Source organism: Microbacterium altimontanum, assembly GCF_058349865.2.
The window spans coordinates 317,277-337,384 of the sequence record NZ_JBYRJB020000003.1 but is presented as its reverse complement, the minus strand read 5'-3'; the positions used below and the strand labels follow the sequence as shown (position 1 = coordinate 337,384).

General features: G+C 68.4%; 18 protein-coding genes. 10 read left to right on the top strand and 8 right to left on the bottom strand.

Features of this window, described 5'->3' with window-relative positions:
• The first annotated feature begins 29 nt into the window (after nucleotides 1-29).
• Both polA and AC3RX1_RS06420 read left to right on the top strand, forming a co-directional pair.
• Complete coding sequence (polA, locus tag AC3RX1_RS06425; protein WP_491500407.1) at nucleotides 30-2,663, top strand: DNA polymerase I; 2,634 nt, start codon at nucleotides 30-32, stop codon at nucleotides 2,661-2,663.
• A gap of 39 nt (nucleotides 2,664-2,702) precedes the next feature.
• Entirely contained in the window at nucleotides 2,703-4,406 is a 1,704-nt protein-coding gene (locus tag AC3RX1_RS06420; RefSeq protein ID WP_491500406.1) for a DUF885 domain-containing protein, read from the top strand.
• A gap of 13 nt (nucleotides 4,407-4,419) precedes the next feature.
• Here the strand turns inward: AC3RX1_RS06420 and AC3RX1_RS06415 are convergent, their stop codons facing one another.
• Nucleotides 4,420-5,049 carry a phosphoribosyltransferase family protein gene (locus AC3RX1_RS06415; RefSeq protein WP_491500405.1) on the bottom strand — a complete coding sequence of 210 codons (630 nt, stop codon included), beginning with the start codon at nucleotides 5,047-5,049 and terminating at the stop codon, nucleotides 4,420-4,422.
• 52 nt (nucleotides 5,050-5,101) lie between these two features.
• Between AC3RX1_RS06415 and AC3RX1_RS06410 the strand changes: the two genes are divergently transcribed.
• A complete protein-coding gene (locus AC3RX1_RS06410) occupies nucleotides 5,102-5,860 on the top strand; it encodes an SGNH/GDSL hydrolase family protein (protein WP_491500404.1) in 759 nt (252 codons plus the stop codon).
• Between the two features lie 17 nt (nucleotides 5,861-5,877).
• Here AC3RX1_RS06410 and AC3RX1_RS06405 read toward each other — a convergent pair whose 3' ends face one another.
• Both AC3RX1_RS06405 and AC3RX1_RS06400 read right to left on the bottom strand, forming a co-directional pair.
• The gene (locus AC3RX1_RS06405) at nucleotides 5,878-7,185 is read right to left on the bottom strand and encodes an MFS transporter (protein ID WP_491500559.1); all 1,308 of its coding nucleotides are present in this window, start codon (nucleotides 7,183-7,185) and stop codon (nucleotides 5,878-5,880) included.
• 102 nt (nucleotides 7,186-7,287) lie between these two features.
• Nucleotides 7,288-7,779 carry an FBP domain-containing protein gene (locus tag AC3RX1_RS06400; protein ID WP_491500403.1) on the bottom strand — a complete coding sequence of 164 codons (492 nt, stop codon included), beginning with the start codon at nucleotides 7,777-7,779 and terminating at the stop codon, nucleotides 7,288-7,290.
• A gap of 214 nt (nucleotides 7,780-7,993) precedes the next feature.
• Here AC3RX1_RS06400 and AC3RX1_RS06395 point away from each other — a divergent pair, with 214 nt between their 5' ends.
• A complete protein-coding gene (locus AC3RX1_RS06395; protein WP_491500402.1) occupies nucleotides 7,994-8,674 on the top strand; it encodes a hypothetical protein in 681 nt (226 codons plus the stop codon).
• Nucleotides 8,675-8,706: 32 nt separating this feature from the next.
• On the opposite strand, the gene AC3RX1_RS06390 is transcribed toward AC3RX1_RS06395, so the two are convergent.
• Nucleotides 8,707-9,468, bottom strand: a complete 762-nt coding sequence (locus AC3RX1_RS06390; RefSeq protein ID WP_491500401.1) for an MBL fold metallo-hydrolase — start codon at nucleotides 9,466-9,468, stop codon at nucleotides 8,707-8,709.
• A gap of 90 nt (nucleotides 9,469-9,558) precedes the next feature.
• On the opposite strand from AC3RX1_RS06390, the gene AC3RX1_RS06385 reads away from it, so the two are divergent.
• Complete coding sequence (locus AC3RX1_RS06385; protein ID WP_491500400.1) at nucleotides 9,559-11,058, top strand: catalase; 1,500 nt, start codon at nucleotides 9,559-9,561, stop codon at nucleotides 11,056-11,058.
• Nucleotides 11,059-11,255: 197 nt separating this feature from the next.
• Here the strand turns inward: AC3RX1_RS06385 and AC3RX1_RS06380 are convergent, their stop codons facing one another.
• Both AC3RX1_RS06380 and AC3RX1_RS06375 read right to left on the bottom strand, forming a co-directional pair.
• A complete protein-coding gene (locus AC3RX1_RS06380; RefSeq protein WP_491500399.1) occupies nucleotides 11,256-11,705 on the bottom strand; it encodes an NUDIX domain-containing protein in 450 nt (149 codons plus the stop codon).
• 38 nt (nucleotides 11,706-11,743) lie between these two features.
• Nucleotides 11,744-14,089, bottom strand: a complete 2,346-nt coding sequence (locus AC3RX1_RS06375; RefSeq protein ID WP_491500398.1) for an ATP-binding cassette domain-containing protein — start codon at nucleotides 14,087-14,089, stop codon at nucleotides 11,744-11,746.
• 143 nt (nucleotides 14,090-14,232) lie between these two features.
• Here AC3RX1_RS06375 and AC3RX1_RS06370 point away from each other — a divergent pair, with 143 nt between their 5' ends.
• Entirely contained in the window at nucleotides 14,233-14,796 is a 564-nt protein-coding gene (locus AC3RX1_RS06370) for an HdeD family acid-resistance protein (protein ID WP_491500397.1), read from the top strand.
• Nucleotides 14,797-14,859: 63 nt separating this feature from the next.
• Here AC3RX1_RS06370 and AC3RX1_RS06365 read toward each other — a convergent pair whose 3' ends face one another.
• The gene (locus AC3RX1_RS06365) at nucleotides 14,860-15,624 is read right to left on the bottom strand and encodes an SDR family oxidoreductase (protein ID WP_491500396.1); all 765 of its coding nucleotides are present in this window, start codon (nucleotides 15,622-15,624) and stop codon (nucleotides 14,860-14,862) included.
• A 147-nt stretch (nucleotides 15,625-15,771) separates the two neighbouring features.
• Here AC3RX1_RS06365 and AC3RX1_RS06360 point away from each other — a divergent pair, with 147 nt between their 5' ends.
• The 4 genes from AC3RX1_RS06360 (at nucleotide 15,772) to AC3RX1_RS06345 (ending at nucleotide 18,487) form a co-directional block, all read left to right on the top strand.
• Nucleotides 15,772-16,257 carry an NfeD family protein gene (locus tag AC3RX1_RS06360; protein ID WP_491500395.1) on the top strand — a complete coding sequence of 162 codons (486 nt, stop codon included), beginning with the start codon at nucleotides 15,772-15,774 and terminating at the stop codon, nucleotides 16,255-16,257.
• Nucleotides 16,254-17,243 (top strand): SPFH domain-containing protein, encoded by a 990-nt coding sequence (locus AC3RX1_RS06355; RefSeq protein WP_491500394.1) that lies wholly within the window; start codon nucleotides 16,254-16,256, stop codon nucleotides 17,241-17,243. Before AC3RX1_RS06360 ends, AC3RX1_RS06355 begins: the two co-directional genes overlap by 4 nt.
• The gene (locus AC3RX1_RS06350) at nucleotides 17,240-18,019 is read left to right on the top strand and encodes a glycerophosphodiester phosphodiesterase family protein (RefSeq protein ID WP_491500393.1); all 780 of its coding nucleotides are present in this window, start codon (nucleotides 17,240-17,242) and stop codon (nucleotides 18,017-18,019) included. The genes AC3RX1_RS06355 and AC3RX1_RS06350 overlap by 4 nt, the downstream gene beginning before the upstream one ends.
• A gap of 93 nt (nucleotides 18,020-18,112) precedes the next feature.
• Nucleotides 18,113-18,487, top strand: coding sequence for an RNA polymerase-binding protein RbpA (locus AC3RX1_RS06345; protein ID WP_491500392.1), 375 nt, complete (start codon nucleotides 18,113-18,115; stop codon nucleotides 18,485-18,487).
• Here AC3RX1_RS06345 and lnt read toward each other — a convergent pair.
• Nucleotides 18,477-20,072 carry an apolipoprotein N-acyltransferase gene (lnt, locus tag AC3RX1_RS06340; protein ID WP_491500391.1) on the bottom strand — a complete coding sequence of 532 codons (1,596 nt, stop codon included), beginning with the start codon at nucleotides 20,070-20,072 and terminating at the stop codon, nucleotides 18,477-18,479. The two genes, AC3RX1_RS06345 and lnt, sit on opposite strands and share 11 nt — an antisense overlap.
• Between the last annotated feature and the right edge of the window lie 36 nt (nucleotides 20,073-20,108).

The following is a 20,108-nucleotide window of genomic DNA, read 5'->3' as shown; positions in this document are numbered from 1 at the left end:
ATGTCCGTGCCGCTGACTAGGCTTGCAGGGTGACGGACTCCGCAAAGCCTACCCTCCTGGTCGTCGACGGCCATTCCCTCGCATACCGGGCGTTCTACGCCCTCCCGGTGGAGAACTTCTCGACGAAGGACGGGCAGCACACCAACGGCATCTACGGCTTCCTGTCAATGCTCGTGAACCTCATCAAGGCGGAGAAGCCGACCCACATGGCGGTCGCCTTCGACACCTCCCGGACGTCGTTCCGCACCCGCGAGTACGCGGAGTACAAGGCCACCCGCAGTGAGACTCCCGCCGAGTTCCGCGGCCAGATCCCGCTCCTCCAGGACTGCCTGGCGGCGATGAGCATTCCCGTGATCACGAAGGAGGACTACGAGGCGGACGACATCCTCGCCACGCTGGCGACGCAGGGCGCGCAGTCCGGCTACGACGTCCTCGTCTGCTCGGGCGACCGCGACAGCATCCAGCTCGTCACGGACCAGGTCACCCTGTTGTATCCGAGCGTGCAGGGCGTGTCGCAGCTCAAGCGCTACGACCCGGCGGCGGTCCGCGAGCGGTACGGCGTCGAGCCGGCCCAGTATCCCGACATCGCAGCGCTCGTGGGCGAGACGAGCGACAATCTGCCGGGCGTCCCGAAGGTGGGGGAGAAGACCGCCGTCAAGTGGCTCACCCAGTTCGGCTCGCTCGACGCGATCCTCGACGGTGCCGATCAGATCAAGGGGGTCGTCGGCGGCAACCTGCGCGAGCACATCGATGACGTCCGTCGCAATCGTCGTCTGAACCGCCTGCTCTGCGACGTCGAGCTTCCCTACGGTCCCGACGATCTCGCCGTGAAGCCCATCGATGCACAGGCCGTGCGCGACATCTTCTCCCGCCTCGAGTTCCGCACCCTGCTGCCGCGCGTGTTCGAGGCGACCGACACCCCCGACACGGGTCAGGACGATGCGCCCGTCGTGGCCGCACCGACCCCGTCCGAGCTCGACCCCACGGCCCTCGGAGCATGGCTCGACGCGGCCCCAGGCGAGGTCGGCGTCACCCTCACGACCGCAGGCGGGGTACCGCACCGCATCGGCTTCTCGACGGCGGACGCCGCCGTGGAGGCGACGTGGACGGATGCGGTCGCCGCAGCCGTCGGCGGGTGGTTCGCGGCCGCGACGCCCAAGGTCTTCAGTGACGCCAAGCCGCAGCTGAAGGCGCTGCGCCGCGCGGGCCTCGCCGTCGACGGACTCGCGTACGACGTCCTCATCGCCGGGTGGCTCGCTCGACCGAGCTTTCCCGACAAGACGCTCGGCCACCTCGTCGAGCGGTATCTCGGCGAGAAGCTCCCGGAGGCGGATCCCACGCAGCTCGTCCCCGAGACCGAGGGCGCGACGCCCGGTCAGCTCTCGTGGTACACGCTGCGCGTCGCCGCATCCCAGCGCGCGGCCCTGCCGGAAGCCGTGTCGCGTGTCCTCATCGACATCGAGCTGCCGACGCTGGTGACCCTCGCCGACATGGAACTCGCCGGCGTCGCGGTCTCGCACGAGAAGCTCGCGGGCTTCTCAACCGAACTCGGTCAGCGCGCCGATGCGCTCGCGCAGGACGCCTACCTCGCGATCGGACGCGAGGTGAACCTCGGCTCCCCGAAGCAGCTGCAGGAGGTGCTCTTCGAGGAGCTCGCCCTCCCGAAGACCCGCAAGACCAAGACCGGCTATTCGACCGACGCCGGCGCCCTCGTGAACCTGCAGGAGTCGAACCCGCACCCGTTCCTCGATCTGCTGCTGCAGCACCGTGAGGCGACGAAGCTGCGCCAGATCATCGAGTCGCTCGACGTCGCGATCGGTGCCGACCGCCGCATCCACACGACCTATGTGCAGACCGGCAGTCAGACCGGACGCCTGTCGAGCACCGACCCGAATCTGCAGAACATCCCCATCCGCACGGAAGAGAGCCGCCGCATCCGCGCCGCGTTCGAGGTCGGCGAGGGGTATGAGACGCTGCTGACCGCCGACTACTCGCAGATCGAGATGCGCATCATGGCGCACCTGTCCGAGGACCCGGGGCTCATCGAGGCGTTCAACTCCGGGGAGGACCTGCACCGTTTCGTCGGCTCGCGCGTCTTCGGCGTTGCACCGGCGGAGGTCACGCCGTTCATGCGCACGAAAGTGAAGGCGATGTCGTACGGCCTCGTGTACGGTCTTTCGGCGTTCGGACTGTCCAAGCAGCTGCGCATCGAGCAGTCCGAGGCCAAGCAGCTCATGATGGAGTACTTCGCGCGTTTCGGGGCGGTGCGCGACTACCTCCGCGCGTCGGTCGAGAAGGCTCGCGTCGACGGTTACACCGAGACGATCTTCGGCCGGCGTCGCCCGTTCCCCGACCTCACGAGTCCCAATCGGGTGCTGCGCGAGAACGCGGAACGGGCCGCTCTGAACGCGCCCATCCAGGGCAGCGCCGCCGACATCATGAAGATCGCGCTGTTCCGCATCCACGAGGAGTTCCGCAACGCAGGCCTCGCGTCGCGCGTGCTGCTGCAGATCCACGACGAACTCGTGGTCGAGGTCGCACCGGGGGAGTGGGATGCCGCACGGCGCATCGTTCACGATCGGATGGGAGATGCGGCCCAGCTGTCGGTCCCGCTCGACGTGCAGATCGGGCGCGGACGCAACTGGGACGAGGCCGCCCACTGATCGTTGCCGCCTGAGGGCGCGGGCTTCTAGGCTCGAGGGATGACCGAACCCGCACGCACGCCCACGCCCATCGACACGATCGCTGACGGGTGGGTGGACGATCTCGCCGAGCTCTCTCCGACCCTGGCCACCTACATCGGCCGCTCCGAGTACAACGATCGCTACGACGACTTCTCGCCCGCCGGCGCCGCCGAGGTCGCCCGGCGTGCGCACGCGCGCCTCGCACAGCTGCGGACGGCGGAGCCCGTCGACTTCATCGATGAAGTCACGAAGGAAGACCTGGGCCGCGAGCTGGAGCTCACCGGTGAGATGCACGACGCCCGCACGCACCTGCGCGATCTCAACGTCATCGCGTCGCCGGCGCAGGAGATCCGCAACGCGCTCGACCTCATGCCGACCGCGACGGTCGACGATTGGGAGACGATCGGGAAGCGGCTGAATGCACTTCCGGAAGCGATCGACGGCTACATCGAGACGCTGCGGACGGGCATCGACGCGGGAGTGGTGCCGGCCCGTCGGCAGGTGACCGAGGTCGTCACGCAGATCGCACGCTACACCGCCGAGGACGGCTTCTTCGCGCAGTTCACCGGCGAGGCCGCGCCCGACGAGGGGCAGCTCCCCGCTTCGCTGGCGCGCACGCTGGCGGATGCGTCGAACGGCGCACGTGTCGCCTACGACAAGCTCGCCGACTTCCTCGGCGCCGAGCTGGCGCCCGCTGCGAGCGAGGAGGACGGGGTCGGCCGCGAGCTCTACTCGCTGTTCTCCCGGCAGTTCCTCGGCGCCACCGTCGATCTGGACGAGACGTACGAGTGGGGGCTCGAAGAGCTCGCCCGGATGGTCGCCGAGCAGGAGGCGATTGCGCACGAGATCAAGGCGGGAGCCTCGGTCGAGGAGGCGATCGCCCTCCTCGAGGCCGATCCCGCGCGCCGCCTGCACGGCACGGCCGCGCTCCAGGAGTGGATGCAGACCACCGCCGACCGCGCGATCGCCGACCTGGGTGCCACCCATTTCGACATCCCTGGGCCGGTGCGGCGCATCGAGTGCATGATCGCGCCGACGCAGGAGGGCGGGATCTACTACACGGGCCCGACCGACGACTTCTCCCGGCCCGGCCGCATGTGGTGGTCGGTGCCGGAGGGCGTCGAGGACTTCGACACCTGGCGGGAACTGACCACCGTCTACCACGAGGGCGTTCCGGGTCACCACCTGCAGATCGCGCAGGCGGTGTACAACCGCGGAGAGCTGAACTCCTGGCGCCGGCTGCTCGCGGGCACGTCGGGGCACGCGGAAGGATGGGCGCTCTACGCCGAGCGGCTCATGGAGCAGCTCGGCTATCTGGAGGACCCGGCGGACCGGCTCGGCATGCTCGACGGACAGCGGATGCGCGCGGCTCGTGTCGTTCTCGACATCGGCGTGCACCTCGGCAAGCCGCGGCCCGCCGCCTGGGCGCATCTCGGCGATGGCGGCGAGACGTGGGACGCCGACTTCGCCCTGGAGTTCATGCGGCACAACGTCAACATGTCGGACGAATTCGTGCAGTTCGAGGTGAACCGCTACCTCGGCTGGCCCGGGCAGGCGCCGTCCTACAAGGTGGGGCAGCGCATCTGGGAGCAGCTGCGCGACGAGTATCGGGATGCCGCGGGTGACGCGTTCGACATCAAGACGTTCCACAAGCGGGCGCTCGACATGGGAGGAGTGGGCCTGGACACGCTGCGCAGCGCACTGCTGCGCACGCTGGCGTGAGGACCGCTCGTCGTCACGCTGAGCGGCCGGCGGCGAGGAGCCGGGCGACCTCCTCATCGGTGGTCTGCGTGAAGTCGTCGTAGTAGGCGCCGACCGCCCAGAAGTCGTCGTCGGTGTGCAGGCACACATAGTCGTCCGCGACGCCCGGCTCAGGGCGCCAGGATGTCGGCGCGACCGGCACCGCGAGCGCGACGCGGGCGGCCCCTGCCGCCCGCGTCGCGCGGCAGGCGACGTTCGCGGTGGCGCCGGTAGCGATGCCGTCGTCGACCAGCAGCGCCGTTCTGCCGCTCACCTCGAGGGCGCCGACCAGATCCTGCCGGCGCGCCAAGGTGGCTCGCTCACGCTCTTCGACCCGGGCGAGGTCTGCGGCCTCGACCCGAGCTCGGGTGATCGTCGCATCGTGGACCACGCGCTCCCCAGCGGCGATCGCACCGAAGGCGACCTCCTCGTGACCGGGGATGCCGAGCTTGCGCACCGCGACCGCCGACAGCGCCAGGCCGAGGGCATCGGCGACGGCAGCCGCCACCACGACGCCGCCGCGGGCGATGCCGACCACCAGGGCATCCGCATCCACCAGCCCGCGCTCACGCATCCGCTCGGCGAGCCTGCGGCCCGCCGCGACTCGGTCGGCGAACAGTGCCATGCCGCAACCCTAACCGCACGGGAGGGTGACGGCGCCGCTCTAGGCTGGGGGAGTGACAACGGTGCGTTTCGTGGCGATCGGCGACTCCTTCACCGAGGGAGTGGGTGACGATCTGCCCGACGGCCGTGTGCGCGGTTGGGCGGACCTCGCCGCACAGGGGTGGGCGGATGCGCTCGGTGAGCCGATCGAGTACGCGAATCTCGCGATCCGCGGCAAGCTCATCGAGCCGATCGTCGCAGAGCAGCTGGAGCCGGCCCTCGCGCTGAAGCCCACTCACCTGTCCTTCAACGGCGGCGGCAACGACATGCTGCGGCCCCGCACCTCGATCTCCCATGTCGCCGACCTGTTCACGCATGTGCTGCGACGGTGCGACGAAGAGGGCGTGACATTGATCGCGCTCTCCGGAGCGAACCCGTCGGGTCAGCTGCCGCTGCGGCGCGTCATCCAGCGCCGGGGCGACGTGCTGTCAGCCGCTGTCGCGCAGCGGCTGGCGGATCGGAGAGACGTCGTGACGGCCTGGAACTGGCCCGACCGCGAGCTGAGCCGGCCGCCGTACTGGTCGCAGGATCGCCTGCACATGAACGCGCGCGGCCACCACCGGGTGGCGGCACGGGTCCTCACGGCCCTCGGCGTGGAGGCGCCGGCCGGCTGGTGGTCGCTCCCCGAGCTCGCCGACGCGTCGCTGCGCGGGGCCGCGTACTACCGCACGCACGTTGTGCCGTGGGTGCAGCGGCGTCTCACCGGGCGCTCCTCAGGCGACAACCGCGAGGCGAAGTACGCCGAGTGGATTGCACTCAATCCGACGAGCTGAGCCCCGATGGCTCTCGCTCATCGGGTCCCTCGTGCGCGGCGCGCACGTGGGGCGTCCATCCCGAGGGCGACCCGCGTGCGACGCCGTTCGACGATGATGAAGAACGCGCCGATGAGCCAGAGCGGCACCTGCGTGAGGAAGGCCAGGCGGAACGCATCGAGGCTGTAGGTGGCGGGAGTACCTGCGCCCTGCAGGTCGAGTGCGGCGCCGATCAGGAAGATGGCGACGAGTCCGGCGATGAAGCCGCCGGTGTTGGTGATCCCGGTCGCCGTGCTGAGCCGATGACTCGGGTTGTGGGTGCGCGCGTGATCGAAGGCGATCATCGACGCCGGGCCTCCCGTGCCCATCGCCACCGCGAGGAGGATCAGAAGCCACAGCGGGGCGCGTCCGGGCCATGCGATCACGGCGAGCCACGCGACCATCTGGAACGCGACGGTGGGGAGCACGAGCATCCGTGAGCGGTGATTCGGCAGGCGACCGGACAGCACGCCCATGACGGGGCCGAGTGCCATGCCGACGACGACGTACACGCTCGTCACGGCTGCGGCGCCAGCGGGGGAGAGGCCCTCGCCCGCCGTCAGGAAAGGGATGCCCCACAGCATGATGAAGGCGGTTCCGGCGAACGGGGTCGTGAAGTGCGACCAGAAGGCCAGCCGCGTGCCCGGATGCGACCAGGTCGCACGCACCCCGATCCGTGTGTCGACGGTCGACGTGACGACCCGCACCGCACCGGTGTCGGTGTTGACCGACAGGTCGGCGGACAGCGCGGGCGGGTGGTTGCGGACGATGAACAGCAGGAGGATCGCGAACAGCACGCACAGCCCGGCGACCGAGCCGAACGCGATGGTCCAGCTCGTGGCGTGCACGAGGGCCGCGAGCGGAGCGAGCGCGAGGAGCTGACCCGTGAGGCCGACGATGCCCGTCAGCTGCACCATCAGGGAGCCGCGTTGTGCCGGGAACCAGGTGGCGACCACGCGCAGCACACTCGGGAAGATCGCCGCGTCGCCGGCGCCGATGAGCATGCGCGCGCCGATCGCGATGCCGACATTCGGCGACACCGCCATGACGAACTGCCCGACGGCCATGAGCACCATGCCGCACACGATGATGGGCCGGGTGCCGACCCGGTCGAGCAGCACTCCGACGGGCAGCTGCATCGCTCCGTAGACCGCGAGCTGCAGTACGGCGAACATCGACAGCGTCGAGGCGTCGGCGTCGAAGCGGTGTGCGGCGTCCACGCCGACCGCGGCCAGCGATGTCCGGTTCGTGACCGAGAGGATGTACGCCGCGACGGCGACTCCCCAGATGAGCCAGGCACGCCACATGGGCGTGGGGGAGAGGGGAAGTGTCACGCGCGTCCGTCCAGAGGTTCCTGCGAGACCAAGCGTAGTCCCCGTCTCCGGACGGACCGCGTGAGCGTCGGCGCGTTACCGGCTGTCGCGGATGTCGCGTGCGAAATTCACGACGTTCCCGAGCAGCGCGGCGATTCTGCGCTCGCGCGCCGCCTCACGGTCGAAGCCGGGGTACGCGAGCGGCGGGAGCCGGCGGACGTTCCGCGAGCACTCGAAGCGCTCGCAGACGAGCGTGCCGACGGTGTTTCCGTCGCGGCCCGACTGTCCGCCCCGTTTCGCGCTGAAGAAGACGACGTCGTTCGGCAGTGTGACGTCTTCGCACCAGGAGCACTGCGGGCGGGTGCGCGCGCGTTGCTCGGATTCGCGGAGCAGGATGCCGACCGGCTCGTCGTCGACCGGGACGACGATGTATCCGACGGGCGCGATCTTCGGATCGCGCCAGCCGAGGAAGTCGATGCTCTCCCAGGGCAGGTCGTCGAAGTCGTCGGGGAGGGTGAGGCTCTTTCGTTCGCGGAGGGAGGCGTTCACGAACGACGCGCGGATGTCCTTCTCGCTGAGGGCGTGCATGATGTGGTCTCTCTGTTGTCGATGGGATGCGGATGCGGGTACGCCCGACGGGCGTTCACCGCTGTTCGCGGGAACGCCGTAGGGCGAGGTCATCTCGGCCCGGCGCCGGAAGCGCCGACCACCCCTTGCCGCCCGATCGGGCATCGCACAGACACATGCACGGTCGGCAGTCTACGGGATGCCCGATGTCGTCGGCTCCTGGCAGAGTGGGAACATGAGCATCGTCGAGAAGGCGCGCGCCTTCATGATCGGAAGTGGGCGCACGCTCGACCGCCATCGGTTCGACGCACTCCTCGTCGGCGATGCCTCGGCATCCGCAGCCGTCCTGCGCAGTCTCGGCGCGTACCGCAACGCCGACGGTGGATATGGGTGGGGGATCGAGCCCGACCTGCGGGCTCGGGAGAGCCAGCCCGCCGCGCAGGCGTTGCGAGCGGCGCGGGCAGACGCATCCGTTCGCCACCATCCGTGGCTCGCTCGATCCGTGGATTACTGCTTCGACGAGATCGCGCGGCTCGAGGAGCAACCGTTCGCGTACGTGCTGTCGTTCGCCCTGCAGTTCCTCGACATCGCGAGTGACTCCTCCTCACGTGCATCGGAGCTGTTGGAACGACTGTGCCGCTTCGTCCCGGCCGATGGAGCGATCCCCGTCGCGGGAGGCGCCCCGGGCGAGAGCCTGCACGCGCTCGACTACGCGCCGGAACCGGGTCGGCCGATTCGGGACCACCTTCCGGCTGCTGCGGTAGATGCCGACCTCGATCGCGTCGAGGCCGGCCAGCAGCCTGACGGCGGATGGCGGACAGACTTCACCAGCTACTCGGATCTCGCCGCTCTCGAGTGGCGCGGCTATACGACGGTGCGGATGGTCACGCTGCTCCGCGCGAATGGACGCGTCTGAAGCATCGGATCGATCAGCTCTGTCGCGGCAGGTCAGCCACGGCAGAGCGCCTGCAGGTGTGCGTACGCCTCGCGCATGCCGGGGTTGCCGATTCGCTGGTCATCCGACGTCCCGGTGCGGACGACATCGTCGATGTAGCGGCGATCGGCGTCGAGACGCGCTAGCGCATCATCCCCGATGGTTCCGTGGCCCGGGATAATCGACCGGGCAGCGGCGGCGAAGGGCGCGAGGTGGTCGAGCGCTGCAATGTACGCGGGGAGGTCGTCAGGCCAGAAGGGGAGTGGCAACTCGATGTCGCTGAGCATGTCGCCGGCGATGAGCACGTGCTGATCGGCGAGCCATATCGCGGTGTGTCCGGGCGCGTGCCCGTCGTGAACGATGAGCTCGCTCGCGAAGCCATGCGGCAGTGATGATTCAGGGAGCTGCTCGTCGACCGGGTCGACCCGCCCCATCAGCTCGACCAGCGGTTTCGGGAAGTCGTCGCCGAGAAACGAGACCAGGGCGGCCCGCTCCGATCGGGCCAGTTCCGCAGTGGCACGCGACGCCCAGCGCGGTGCATCCCCGAATCGCGGGTGCCACAGCAGGTGATCGTGATGTGCATGCGTGGCGAATCCTCCGGTCACACGCCAGGCATGCTCGGAGATCAGGTCGGCGAGGTGATCGAGTTCGTCAGGCACCCACGCGGGGTCGACGAGGAATGCGGAGCCTGACCCGGCAAGCACGGTCGAGGTCGTGTGCATCCGCCGACTCACCGTCACATGCACGCCGGGTGCCACCTCGATCAGTTCACGCACGCTTCAATGCTAGGACTGTCTGCAGCGGTTCGAGCAGTGCGAGGATGGGGACACGGCTTCCGATCCGATTCGCCAACGAAGGAGATTGAGATGAAGAAGGACACTCCGCACGCCACCGGTTCCACCACGCAGGCCGGCATCCCCGCCGTCAGCGATCGGAACGCGCTGACCGTGGGTAACAATGGGCCGATCGTGTTGCATGACCACCACTTGATCGAGACCATGCAGCACTTCAACCGGATGAACGTGCCCGAGCGCCGCCCGCACGCCAAGGGTGCCGGCGCCTTCGGCACCTTCGAGGTCACCGAGGATGTCTCGGAGTTCACCAAGGCCGATTTCCTGCAGCCCGGGAAGAAGACCGAGCTGCTGGCACGCTTCTCAACCGTGGCCGGTGAACTGGGATCGCCGGACACCTGGCGGGACGTACGCGGATTCGCGCTGAAGTTCTACACCGACGAGGGCAACTTCGACATGGTCGGGAACAACACCCCGGTCTTCTTCGTACGCGACCCCATGAAGTTCCAGCACTTCATCCGGTCGCAGAAGCGTTTGCCCAACAATGGGCTGCGCGACAGCACCATGCAGTGGGACTTCTGGACCCAGAATCCCGAATCCGCCCATCAAGTCACGTACGTCATGGGCCAGCGCGGCCTTCCCAAGACGTGGCGGCACATGAACGGCTACAGCTCCCACACGTACTCGCTCGTGAATGCCGCGGGGGAGCGGTTCTGGGTGAAGTGGCACTTCCTGACCAACCAGGGCATGGACTACCTCACCAACGAGGAGGCCGAGCGACTGGCCGGCGCCAACGCGGACTTCCACCGCCAGGACCTGTACGAGGCGATCGAACGGGGAGAGCACCCGTCGTGGGATCTGTACTTCCAGATCATGCCGTACGAGGAGGCCCAGCAATATCGGTTCAACCCCTTCGACCTGACGAAGGTCTGGTCCAAGAAGGACTACCCGCGCATCAAGGTCGGCACCCTGACCTTGAACCGCAATCCGGAGAACTTCTTCGCGCAGATCGAGCAGGCGGGCTTCTCACCGGCCAACATGGTGCCGGGCACCGGGAACTCGCCGGACAAGATGCTGCTCGGCCGCACCTTCTCGTACCAGGACGCTCAGCGTTACCGCATCGGAACGAACTTCCAACAGCTGCCGGTCAATAGGCCGATCAACGAGGTCCACACGTACAACTTCGAGGGCAACATGTGGTACGACCACACGGGAGCGCGCTCGGTGTACGCACCCAACTCGTTCGGCGACTCCTGGTCGGACGAGGAGGGGCCTGTGGAGAACGGCTGGGAGGCCGACGGGGAGCTCACCCGGCACGCGTACGACTTGCATCAGGATGACGATGACTTCGGCCAGCCCGGCACCCTCGTGCGAGAGGTGTTCAGCGACGCCCAGCGTGACGAGTTCGTGAAGACCGTGGCGGGCGCTCTGGAGGGCGTCAAGGAGCCGGTCCTGTCCAACGCCTTCCGCTATTGGAAGAACGTCGACGAAGCGATCGGGCAGCGCATCGAGGACACTGTCAAGGCCAACGCCGGAGGCACGACCGTGCCGGGCATGGGCACCGACGCCGACTAGAACCCGCGTCGACCGGGCGCGCCACGGAGATCCGCTCTCGGCGGCGCGCCCGGTCGGCGGCACTCTCATGCGGCGCGGACGGCATGGGAGAGTGCCGGTGAACATCTTGCCCTCGCTGGCCTGACATAATGTGCATTATCGGCGAAACGATGCAACTGCTGCTCGCGCTCCAGGCCCAACCCGACGCGCGGTCCCGACTATTCGCCAACGGTGCTCAGCCAGGCGCGCGCCGCCGATGGATACAGCGGAACCGTGAGCTCCGCGTCGTCGAACGGACGCCACACGACCGGGACGGTTGAGCCGTCCGACTCGGTGAGCAGCCCGCCTTCTTCGCCCGGCGTAGGAATAAGCCGACCGCTATAGAGCGCGACGACCTCGTGGCCAAGTTGGCCGTTGAACGGGAAGATGTTCTCAACGACCGCCACGTGGACGAGGTCGACGAGCTTCGCGCCAAGTTCCTCGTCAACCTCGCGGATGATGGCGTCACGGTGCGTCTCGCCGAGTTCGACATTTCCACCGATCAGTCGGTGATACCCCGAAGGGTTCTCCAGCGTCGGCGCATTCCTGCTGACGAGGTGATGGGATCCGGCAGCGTTCGGCGCGATGAGCATCGCCTTGACGCGAATGAACGAACGATCGACAGACACGACTCCATCATGCCGAACGGAATCTGTGCGACCAGCCCTCACGCACCGACGTAGGCCGCGAGGTGCTCTCCCGTGAGTGTGGATTTCGCCGCCACGAGGTCGGCGGGCGTACCTTCGAAGACGACGCGGCCGCCGTCGTGGCCTGCTCCCGGGCCAAGGTCGATGATCCAGTCGGCGTGCGCCATGACAGCCTGGTGATGCTCGATCACGATCACGGACTTGCCCGCGTCGACGAGCCGGTCGAGCAGGGCGAGGATCTGGCCGACGTCGGCGAGGTGGAGCCCAGTGCTCGGCTCGTCCAGCACGTAGACATCGCCCTGCTCCCCCATCTGGATCGCCAGCTTCAGTCGCTGGCGCTCCCCGCCCGACAGTGTCGACAGCGGCTGGCCCAGCGTCAGGTATCCGAGCCCGACATCGTCCATGCGCGAGAGCATCCCTGTCACCGCCGGGATCTTCGCGGCTCCCCGGGAGAAGAACTCCCGTGCCGCCGCGACGGAGAGGTCGAGGACCTCCGTGATGTCCTTGCCCTCGAGCGTGTAGTCGAGCACCGCCGCCTGGAAGCGCTTACCCCCGCAGTCCTCGCACGGCGTCTCGATCGTGTCCATGAAGCCCAGCTCGGTGACGATGACTCCAGCGCCCTTGCACGAGGGGCATGCGCCCTCCGAGTTCGCGCTGAACAGCGCCGGCTTCACGCCGTTCGCCTTCGCGAACGCCTTCCGGATCGGCTCGAGCATCCCGGTGTACGTCGCGGGATTGCTGCGACGAGACCCCTTGATCGCCGTCTGGTCGATGACCACGACGCCGTCGCGCGGCGCGACGGAACCGTGGATCAGTGAGCTCTTGCCCGACCCCGCCACACCGGTGATCACCGTGAGGACACCCAGCGGGATGTCGACATCCACGCTCTGCAGGTTGTTCTCATCAGCACCCCGCACCTCGATCTTGCCCGAAGCGGGCCGCACCTCCGGCTTCAGCGTCGCCCGGTCGTCGAGGTGGACCCCGGTGAGCGTGCCGCTTCGTCGCAGCCCATCGACGGTTCCCTCGAAGCAGATCTCGCCGCCGGCGCTGCCCGCACCCGGTCCGAGGTCCACGACGTGGTCGGCGATCTCGATCATCTCCGGCTTGTGCTCGACCACGAGCACAGTGTTCCCCTTGTCGCGCAGACGCGCCAGCAGGTGGTTCATCCGCTGGATGTCGTGCGGGTGGAGGCCGATCGTGGGTTCGTCGAACACATACGTCACGTCGGTGAGTGACGACCCGAGGTGGCGCAGCATCTTGATGCGTTGCGCCTCTCCCCCCGACAGCGTGCCCGACGGACGATTCAGGCTCAGATACCCGAGACCGAGCGTGACGAACGCGTCGAGCGTCGCGGAGAGCCCCTCCAGCAACGGCGCCGCTTCCGACCGGTCGAGGCCGCGCACCCACTCCGCCAGGTCGGTCACCTGCATCGCGCACGCATCCGCGATGCTCACTCCATCGATCTTCGATGACCGCGCCCCTTCGGTGAGGCGCGTGCCGTCGCACTCCGGGCACGTCATGAACGTCGCCACCCGCTGCACGAACGAGCGGATGTGCGGCTGCAGCGCATCCAGATCCTTCGACAGCATCGACTTCGTGATCTTCGGAATCAGACCCTCGTAGGTCATGTTGATGTTCTGAATCTTGATCTTGCGCGGCTCACTGTAGAGGAATGCGCGTCGCTCCTTCTCGGAGAACTCCGAGATCGGCTTGTCGGGGCTGTACAGGCCCGACTCCGCGAAGCCGCGCACCATCCACCCGTCGGCCGTGTACCCGGGCACGAGGATCGCGCCGTCCAGGAGCGACCGGCTCTCGTCGATCACCTGGGTCAGGTCGATGTCGCTGACCGTGCCGCGACCCTCGCAGCGCGGACACATCCCGCCGAGGTAGATCGCCTCCTTCACGATGGTCTTCTTGCCCGTCGCCGATGTCATCACCCCGCCCGCCTTCTGCGTCGGGATGTTGAAGGAGAACGCGGTCGGTCCGCCGATGTAGGGCTCCCCCAGCTTCGAGAACAGGATGCGCAGCATCGCGTTCGCATCCGTGACGGTGCCGACGGTGGATCGGGGGTTCGCCCCGAGCCGCTCCTGATCGACGATGATGGCGGTCGTCAGCCCTTCCAGCAGGTCGACATCGGGTCGCGAGAGGCTGGGCATGAAGCCCTGGACGAACGCGCTGTATGTCTCATTGATCATGCGCTGCGACTCTGCGGCGATCGTGGCGAAGACGAGGGAGCTCTTGCCCGAACCGGAGACGCCGGTGAAGACGGTGAGCCGGCGTTTCGGGATCTCGACGTCGACGCCCTTGAGGTTGTTCTCTCGTGCGCCGCGGACCCGGATCAGCTCGTGGGTGTCGGCCGTGTGCATGCCGCTCAGCGTACGGGAGAGCGCCGACGGACGCAGCGCCGGCGTGCGCCGCTCCCCCGCGTGTCTGCTGGATCCGTCGCACCCCGCGGGTCTACCCTGAGCGCAGATTGGCCTCACAGGAAAATCCCAGAAAGGCAGTCACCATGACCGGAGCAACCTCCCCTGTCGAAAAGTCCGCCGTCAACGGCGTGCGCACGCTGCTCGGCATCTCGGGCGTCATCGCCCTCATCGTCGGCATCCTCATTCTCGTCTGGCCGGGCAAGACGGCTATGGTCGTCACCGCGATCGTCGCGATCTACGCCATCGCCGGCGGGCTCGTGTACCTCGGCCTCGGCATCTTCTCGAAGAGCATGGGCGGCTGGGCCCGGGTCGGTCACATCGTGCTCGGCCTCGTCTTCATCGTGGCGGGCATCATCGCGTTCATGAACCTCGCGCAGACGGCGGTGTGGCTTGCGGTGTTCCTCGGCATCCTCGTCGGCGTGATGTGGATCGTCGAGGGCGTGGTCGCCCTCACCACGATCGGTGGTGCGAGGTCGAAGGGATGGACGGTGTTCTTCGCCGTCCTCAGTATCATCGCCGGCATCATCCTGCTGTTCTCCCCGCTGTGGGGCGCGATCGTGCTCTGGTGGCTGCTCGGCATCTCGCTGGTGGTGCTCGGCATCCTGCAGATCATCCGCGCCTTCACCTTCAGCGCGAAGGACATCTGACCCGCTGATCTCACGAGTAACGGCCCCCGGAATGATCTCCGGGGGCCGTTACTCATGGACGCGTCACTCGGCCGCGAACGAGGACGTGTCCCCCACGAGGCGGATGTGGGCGGCAGGGACCGCATCGATCGCCGCCTGCGCGACCTCCGCGGCGAACTCGGCGACGTTGTAGAGCCGTCCGGCCTCCTCGCGCCGCGTCGCGATCGCGTCCGGGTTGAGCCGGTTCAGGAGCGTCGCGGTGATCGTGCCCTCGATCATGTCGCCGGAGACCACGACGAACTCGATGCCCTTCGCCGTCAACACGGGGATCCGCTCGCGCAGGGCGTCTTCGCCGGCGCGCTTGGACAGGGCCACCTGCTCGTACTCCGGCATCGTCGGTGTCGTGCGGATGAAGTGCGCCTGGTGACTGGTCACGAAGACGACACGCGACCCAGGCGCCATCAGCGGGAGAGCCGCCTCGAGCACCCGCACCTGGGCGTCGCGGTTCAGTTGCAGCGCGTAGTCCTCCGCCATCCCCGACTCCATGCCGCCCGACGCGTTCAGCACCAGGATGTCGAGGCTGCCGAACTCCTCGCGCACCCGTGCGAACATCGCGTCGACAGACTCCTGATCGGTGAGGTCCGCCCCGATCGTGAGGGCGCGCACCCCCAGATCGCGCAGCTGCGCCGCCAGCTTCTCGGCCCGCGGAGCCTTGTTGCGGAAGTTCACCACGACGTCAGCCCCGGCCTCCGCGAGGTAGCGCACCGTGTCGGCGCCGATGCCGCGCGACGAGCCGGTCACGAGCGCGGTCTTGCCGCGCAGGGCGCCGGCGGGGAGGGTCTGGGACACGGGGTACTCCTCAGTCGCGGGAACGGATGCCTCGACCTCGCCGCGATCGGGCGCGAAAGGCCCTTCGACCTTACCAATCCCGGGCCCGGCGCCCGCCGCCATGCTAGGTTCGGAGCACACTCCCACCGGACCCGAGGAGGAGGCTGAGTGGAACTCATCGCGGGGATCGAGCAGTTCGCTTGGATCGGGTGGATCGTGCTCATCGCGATCTTCCTCGTGATCGAGATGCTGACGCTCGACTTCACGTTCCTGATGCTCGCCATCGGCGGTCTCGCCGGGCTCATCTCCGACCTGTTCGGGGCTCCCCTGTGGGTGCAGGTGGTCATCGCCGCGATCCTGGCCGTGCTGCTGATCTTCGTGCTGCGCCCACCGCTCCTGCGACGGTTGCGACGTGGCGAGGATCCCACTCCGTCGAACGTCGCGGCACTCATCGGGATGCCCGCCCTGGTGCTGTCGACCGTCAGCCGCCTCGGGGGCCTCGTCAAGCTCGACAACGGCGAGACGTGGACGAGCCGCCCCGACGACCCCGCCGAGACCATTCCCCCGCAGACTCACGTGCGCGTCACCCGCATCGACGGCGCGACGGCGTACGTGCGTCTCGATCCGACGACGCTTCAGGAGGGCCAGGCATGACCGCCGAGCAGCTGATTCCCACCGCGATCGGATGGCTTCTCGCCCTCGCGATCGCCATCTTCGTGCTGGTGGTGATCATCCGTGCGATCCGGATCATCCCGCAGGCGACGGCCGGTGTCGTCGAGCGGCTCGGCCGCTACCACAAGACGCTCGAACCGGGCCTGAATCTGCTCGTGCCGTTCATCGACCGGCTGCGCCCGCTCATCGACATGCGCGAGCAGGTCGTCTCGTTCCCACCGCAGCCGGTGATCACCGAGGACAACCTCGTCGTGTCGATCGACACCGTCGTCTACTTCCAGGTGACCGACGCCCGTGCCGCGACGTACGAGATCGCGAACTACCTCGGCGCCGTCGAGCAGCTCACGACGACGACGCTGCGAAACGTGGTCGGTGGGCTCAACCTCGAAGAGGCGTTGACGAGCCGTGACGAGATCAACACGAAGCTGCGTGTCGTGCTCGACGAGGCGACCGGCAAGTGGGGCATCCGCGTGTCCCGGGTCGAGCTGAAGGCGATCGACCCGCCCGTCTCGATCCAGGACTCGATGGAGAAGCAGATGCGTGCGGAGCGTGACCGCCGCGCGGCCATCCTCACCGCGGAGGGCTCCAAGCAGTCGCAGATCCTCGAGGCCGAGGGCCGCCGGCAGGCGGCGATCCTGCAGGCCGAGGGTGACAAGCAGGCTCAGGTGCTGCGCGCCGAGGGCGAGGCGCAGGCCATCCAGCAGGTCTTCGACTCCATCCACAAGGGCAACGCCGACGACAAGCTGCTGGCGTATCAGTACCTGCTGACCCTGCCGAAGATCGCCGACAGCCCATCGAGCAAGCTGTGGATCATCCCCAGCGAGTTCACCGCGGCGCTGCAGGGCCTGAGCGGCGCGTTCGGCTCGAAGCTCGCCGACATGGCGTCGAGCGCCGGCGCCCACCCCCGGTCAGCCGCGCAGCCGTCACCGCACAGCCCGGAACCGCCCCTCACTCCCCCGACCCCGTGACGCACCCCTGGCTCTCGGCGGGCGGAAGACCTCGCGTTCTCGCCCACCGGGGGCTGGTCACGCCGCAGGCGGCGGCGCACGGCGTCGCCGAGAACACGTTCGCGGCGGTGGCGGAGGCGCACGCTGCCGGCGTGACGTACGTCGAGTCGGACTGCCACCTGACCGCAGACGGTGCCGTGGTGCTCTTCCACGATGCCGATCTGCGGCGGGTCACCGGCGACGCACGCCCCATCGCGGCCGTGACGTCGCGCGAGCTCGAGGAGCTGATGGCCGATCGCGGCGGCCTGATCACCCTGGAACAGGCGCTCGACGCGTTTCCCACGCTGTGCTTCAACATCGATGTGAAGACGGATGCCGCGGCCGTCCCGGCGGGACGGATCATCGCCGCTCACGCCGAGCGCGTGCTGCTCACGAGCTTCGACGACAGGCGCCGCCGCGCGGCCCTCGCGGCGGCGGAATCCGCGGGCGGGCATCCGGCGACGTCTGCCGGCCGGCAGACGATCGTCCGGGCGCTGGGTGCCGTGACGCTGGGCTCCCGGGCGATGGCGCGCGTGGTGCGCGGCATCGACGCGCTGCAGGTCCCCGAGCGTCACCGCGGGATGCGCGTGCTCTCCCGACGGCTCATCCGCGCCGCCCATCGCGCCGGTGCAGAGGTCCACGTGTGGACCGTGAACGAGCCCGACGACATGCGCCGTCTGCTCGCGATGGGTGTCGACGGGTTCGTCACCGACCGGGCCGATGTCGCCCTCGCGATCGTGGCCGACCGGACGCCCTGAGCATCCTCTGTGAAACCCCGGCGGCGGCCCGCCGTTCGGATGATGCGCACAGGTCGCAGCGTTATACCTGTGTAGCGACGAGAGGACCACACGATGGCAGACCGCAGCCTGCGCGGCATCCGACTCGGCGCCCAGAGCCTACAGAGCGAAGAGGGCGTCGTTTTCCATGACCGCATTCAGAAGACCTACGCCTGCACGGTATGCGGGCGCGACACCACGCTGACGTTCGCGGCGGACGCCGAGATCCCCGAGGCGTGGGAGTGCCGCGTCTGCGGCGCGGAGGCCGTCCTGCGCGTCGGCGACGGCACCGCGACCGTCGACCACAGCGCCGACAAGACCCCGCGCACCCACTGGGACATGCTGCTCGAACGCCGCACGATCCCGGAGCTCGAAGAGCTGCTCGAAGAGCGCCTCGCCTACATCCGCGCACGTCGCGGTGCGGGCGACGTCTCGAAGCTCACCGCCTGAGCTCAGGCTCCCCCTCCGACGCCGGCCCCTCGGGGCCGGCGTCCTTGCTTTCACGTCGTGTGCGAACCGCCGCCAGGACGGCGACCGTCGCCAGCGCTGCGGCACTCCCCCAGCCCAGCACGAGGCTGATGGCGGGGCCGGCGACGACGGCCGGCGTGAGCCCCGTGCGCAGCGGGACATCCTCCAGGAGGGCCCCTGCCGTGTCGATCCCGAGCTGAGCGATCTCGGCGCCATCGGGGGCGATCATCTGGCTCGTCCCGACCGTGGAGAGGTTCACCACCGAACGGCCCGTCTCAATTGCCGCCATGCGGGCGAACGCCAGCTGCTGCAGGTTCTCGTCGGTGCCGCGGAAATCGGCATTGTTCGTCTGGAACATGAACACCTCGGCGCCGCCGCGCGCACCATCCCAGATGACGTCGTCGTAGATCACGTCGAAGCAGATCGCGAGCCCCACACCCGCGCCGTTCACATCGAACACCGGCGGGCGGGTGCCGGGCGTATATTCGCGTTGGATCAGGTCGATCAGGTCCGGCGCGAAGAACCGATAGAAGGGCCGGTCGGGCACGTACTCGCCGAACGGCACTGGGTGCCGCTTGTCGTAGGTCGCCACCGGATTCTCCCGCCCCGCCTCCCACAGCAGGGACGAGTTGAACAGGTCGGCGCCGCGTTGGGTGACGGCTCCGACGACGAGCGGAGCGTCGATCTGCGCGGAGAGGGCATCGAGGGCCGCCGCTGTCGCGTCGTCCCGCGTGGGGTCGGAGTCGACGCTGCCCTCCGGCCAGAGCAGCACGTCCATCTTCTGACCGATCAGCGGCGCGGTCGCCGTCAGCTGGGCGTTGAGCACGTCGCCGGGTCGCCGCTGATCGAAGTATCCCGTGGGTCCATTTCCCTGCACGGCGCCGACGCGCATCGTTCCGGCCGCGGTGGTCGGGAACTGCGGAACAAGGGCCAGCACGAGGACGGCCACGGCGAACGGGATGGCGGTGTGCACCTCGCGCAGCCGCCGCAGTCGCACGTACTCGATCCCCGCCGCACAGGCGAACACGACGAGGAAGGACAATCCGTTCATCCCCGTCCACGACGCGACCTGCGCGAACGGACCGTTCACCTGGCTGATCGCGATCCGCCCCCATGGGAAACCGCCGTACGGCCACGTGCCGAGCACCTCTTCCCGCATCGTCCAGAGCCCGGCGACGAGGAGCGGCAGCAGCGTTACCCGAGCCCAGGCCGCCGGCACAAGACGTGGGAGCCACCGGTAGGCGAGAACGATCGGCACGGCGAAGGCGGCCGTCAGCGCCGCTTCGAACAGCGACAGCGCCAGCCATGGCACGGGTCCGAGGTAGCGAGCGGTGAACGACACGTTCACGAGGAAGAACACCGTGCCGAACGCGAACCCCACCAGCACCCCGCCCCATACCCGGCGGCCGATCATCGTCAGCAGCGTGAGCGGCACGGCGACGAACGCCATGGGCCACCAGCTGAGGGACGGGAACGCGAGAGTGAGCAGAAACCCTGCCGCCGCGGCGACGAACGTCGCGATGCCGAGGGGCAGGATCGGGCGCGGCAGGGCACGGCGTTCGGGCACCGCTCAAGCCTAAGCCGCGATGCTGTTCACAACCGC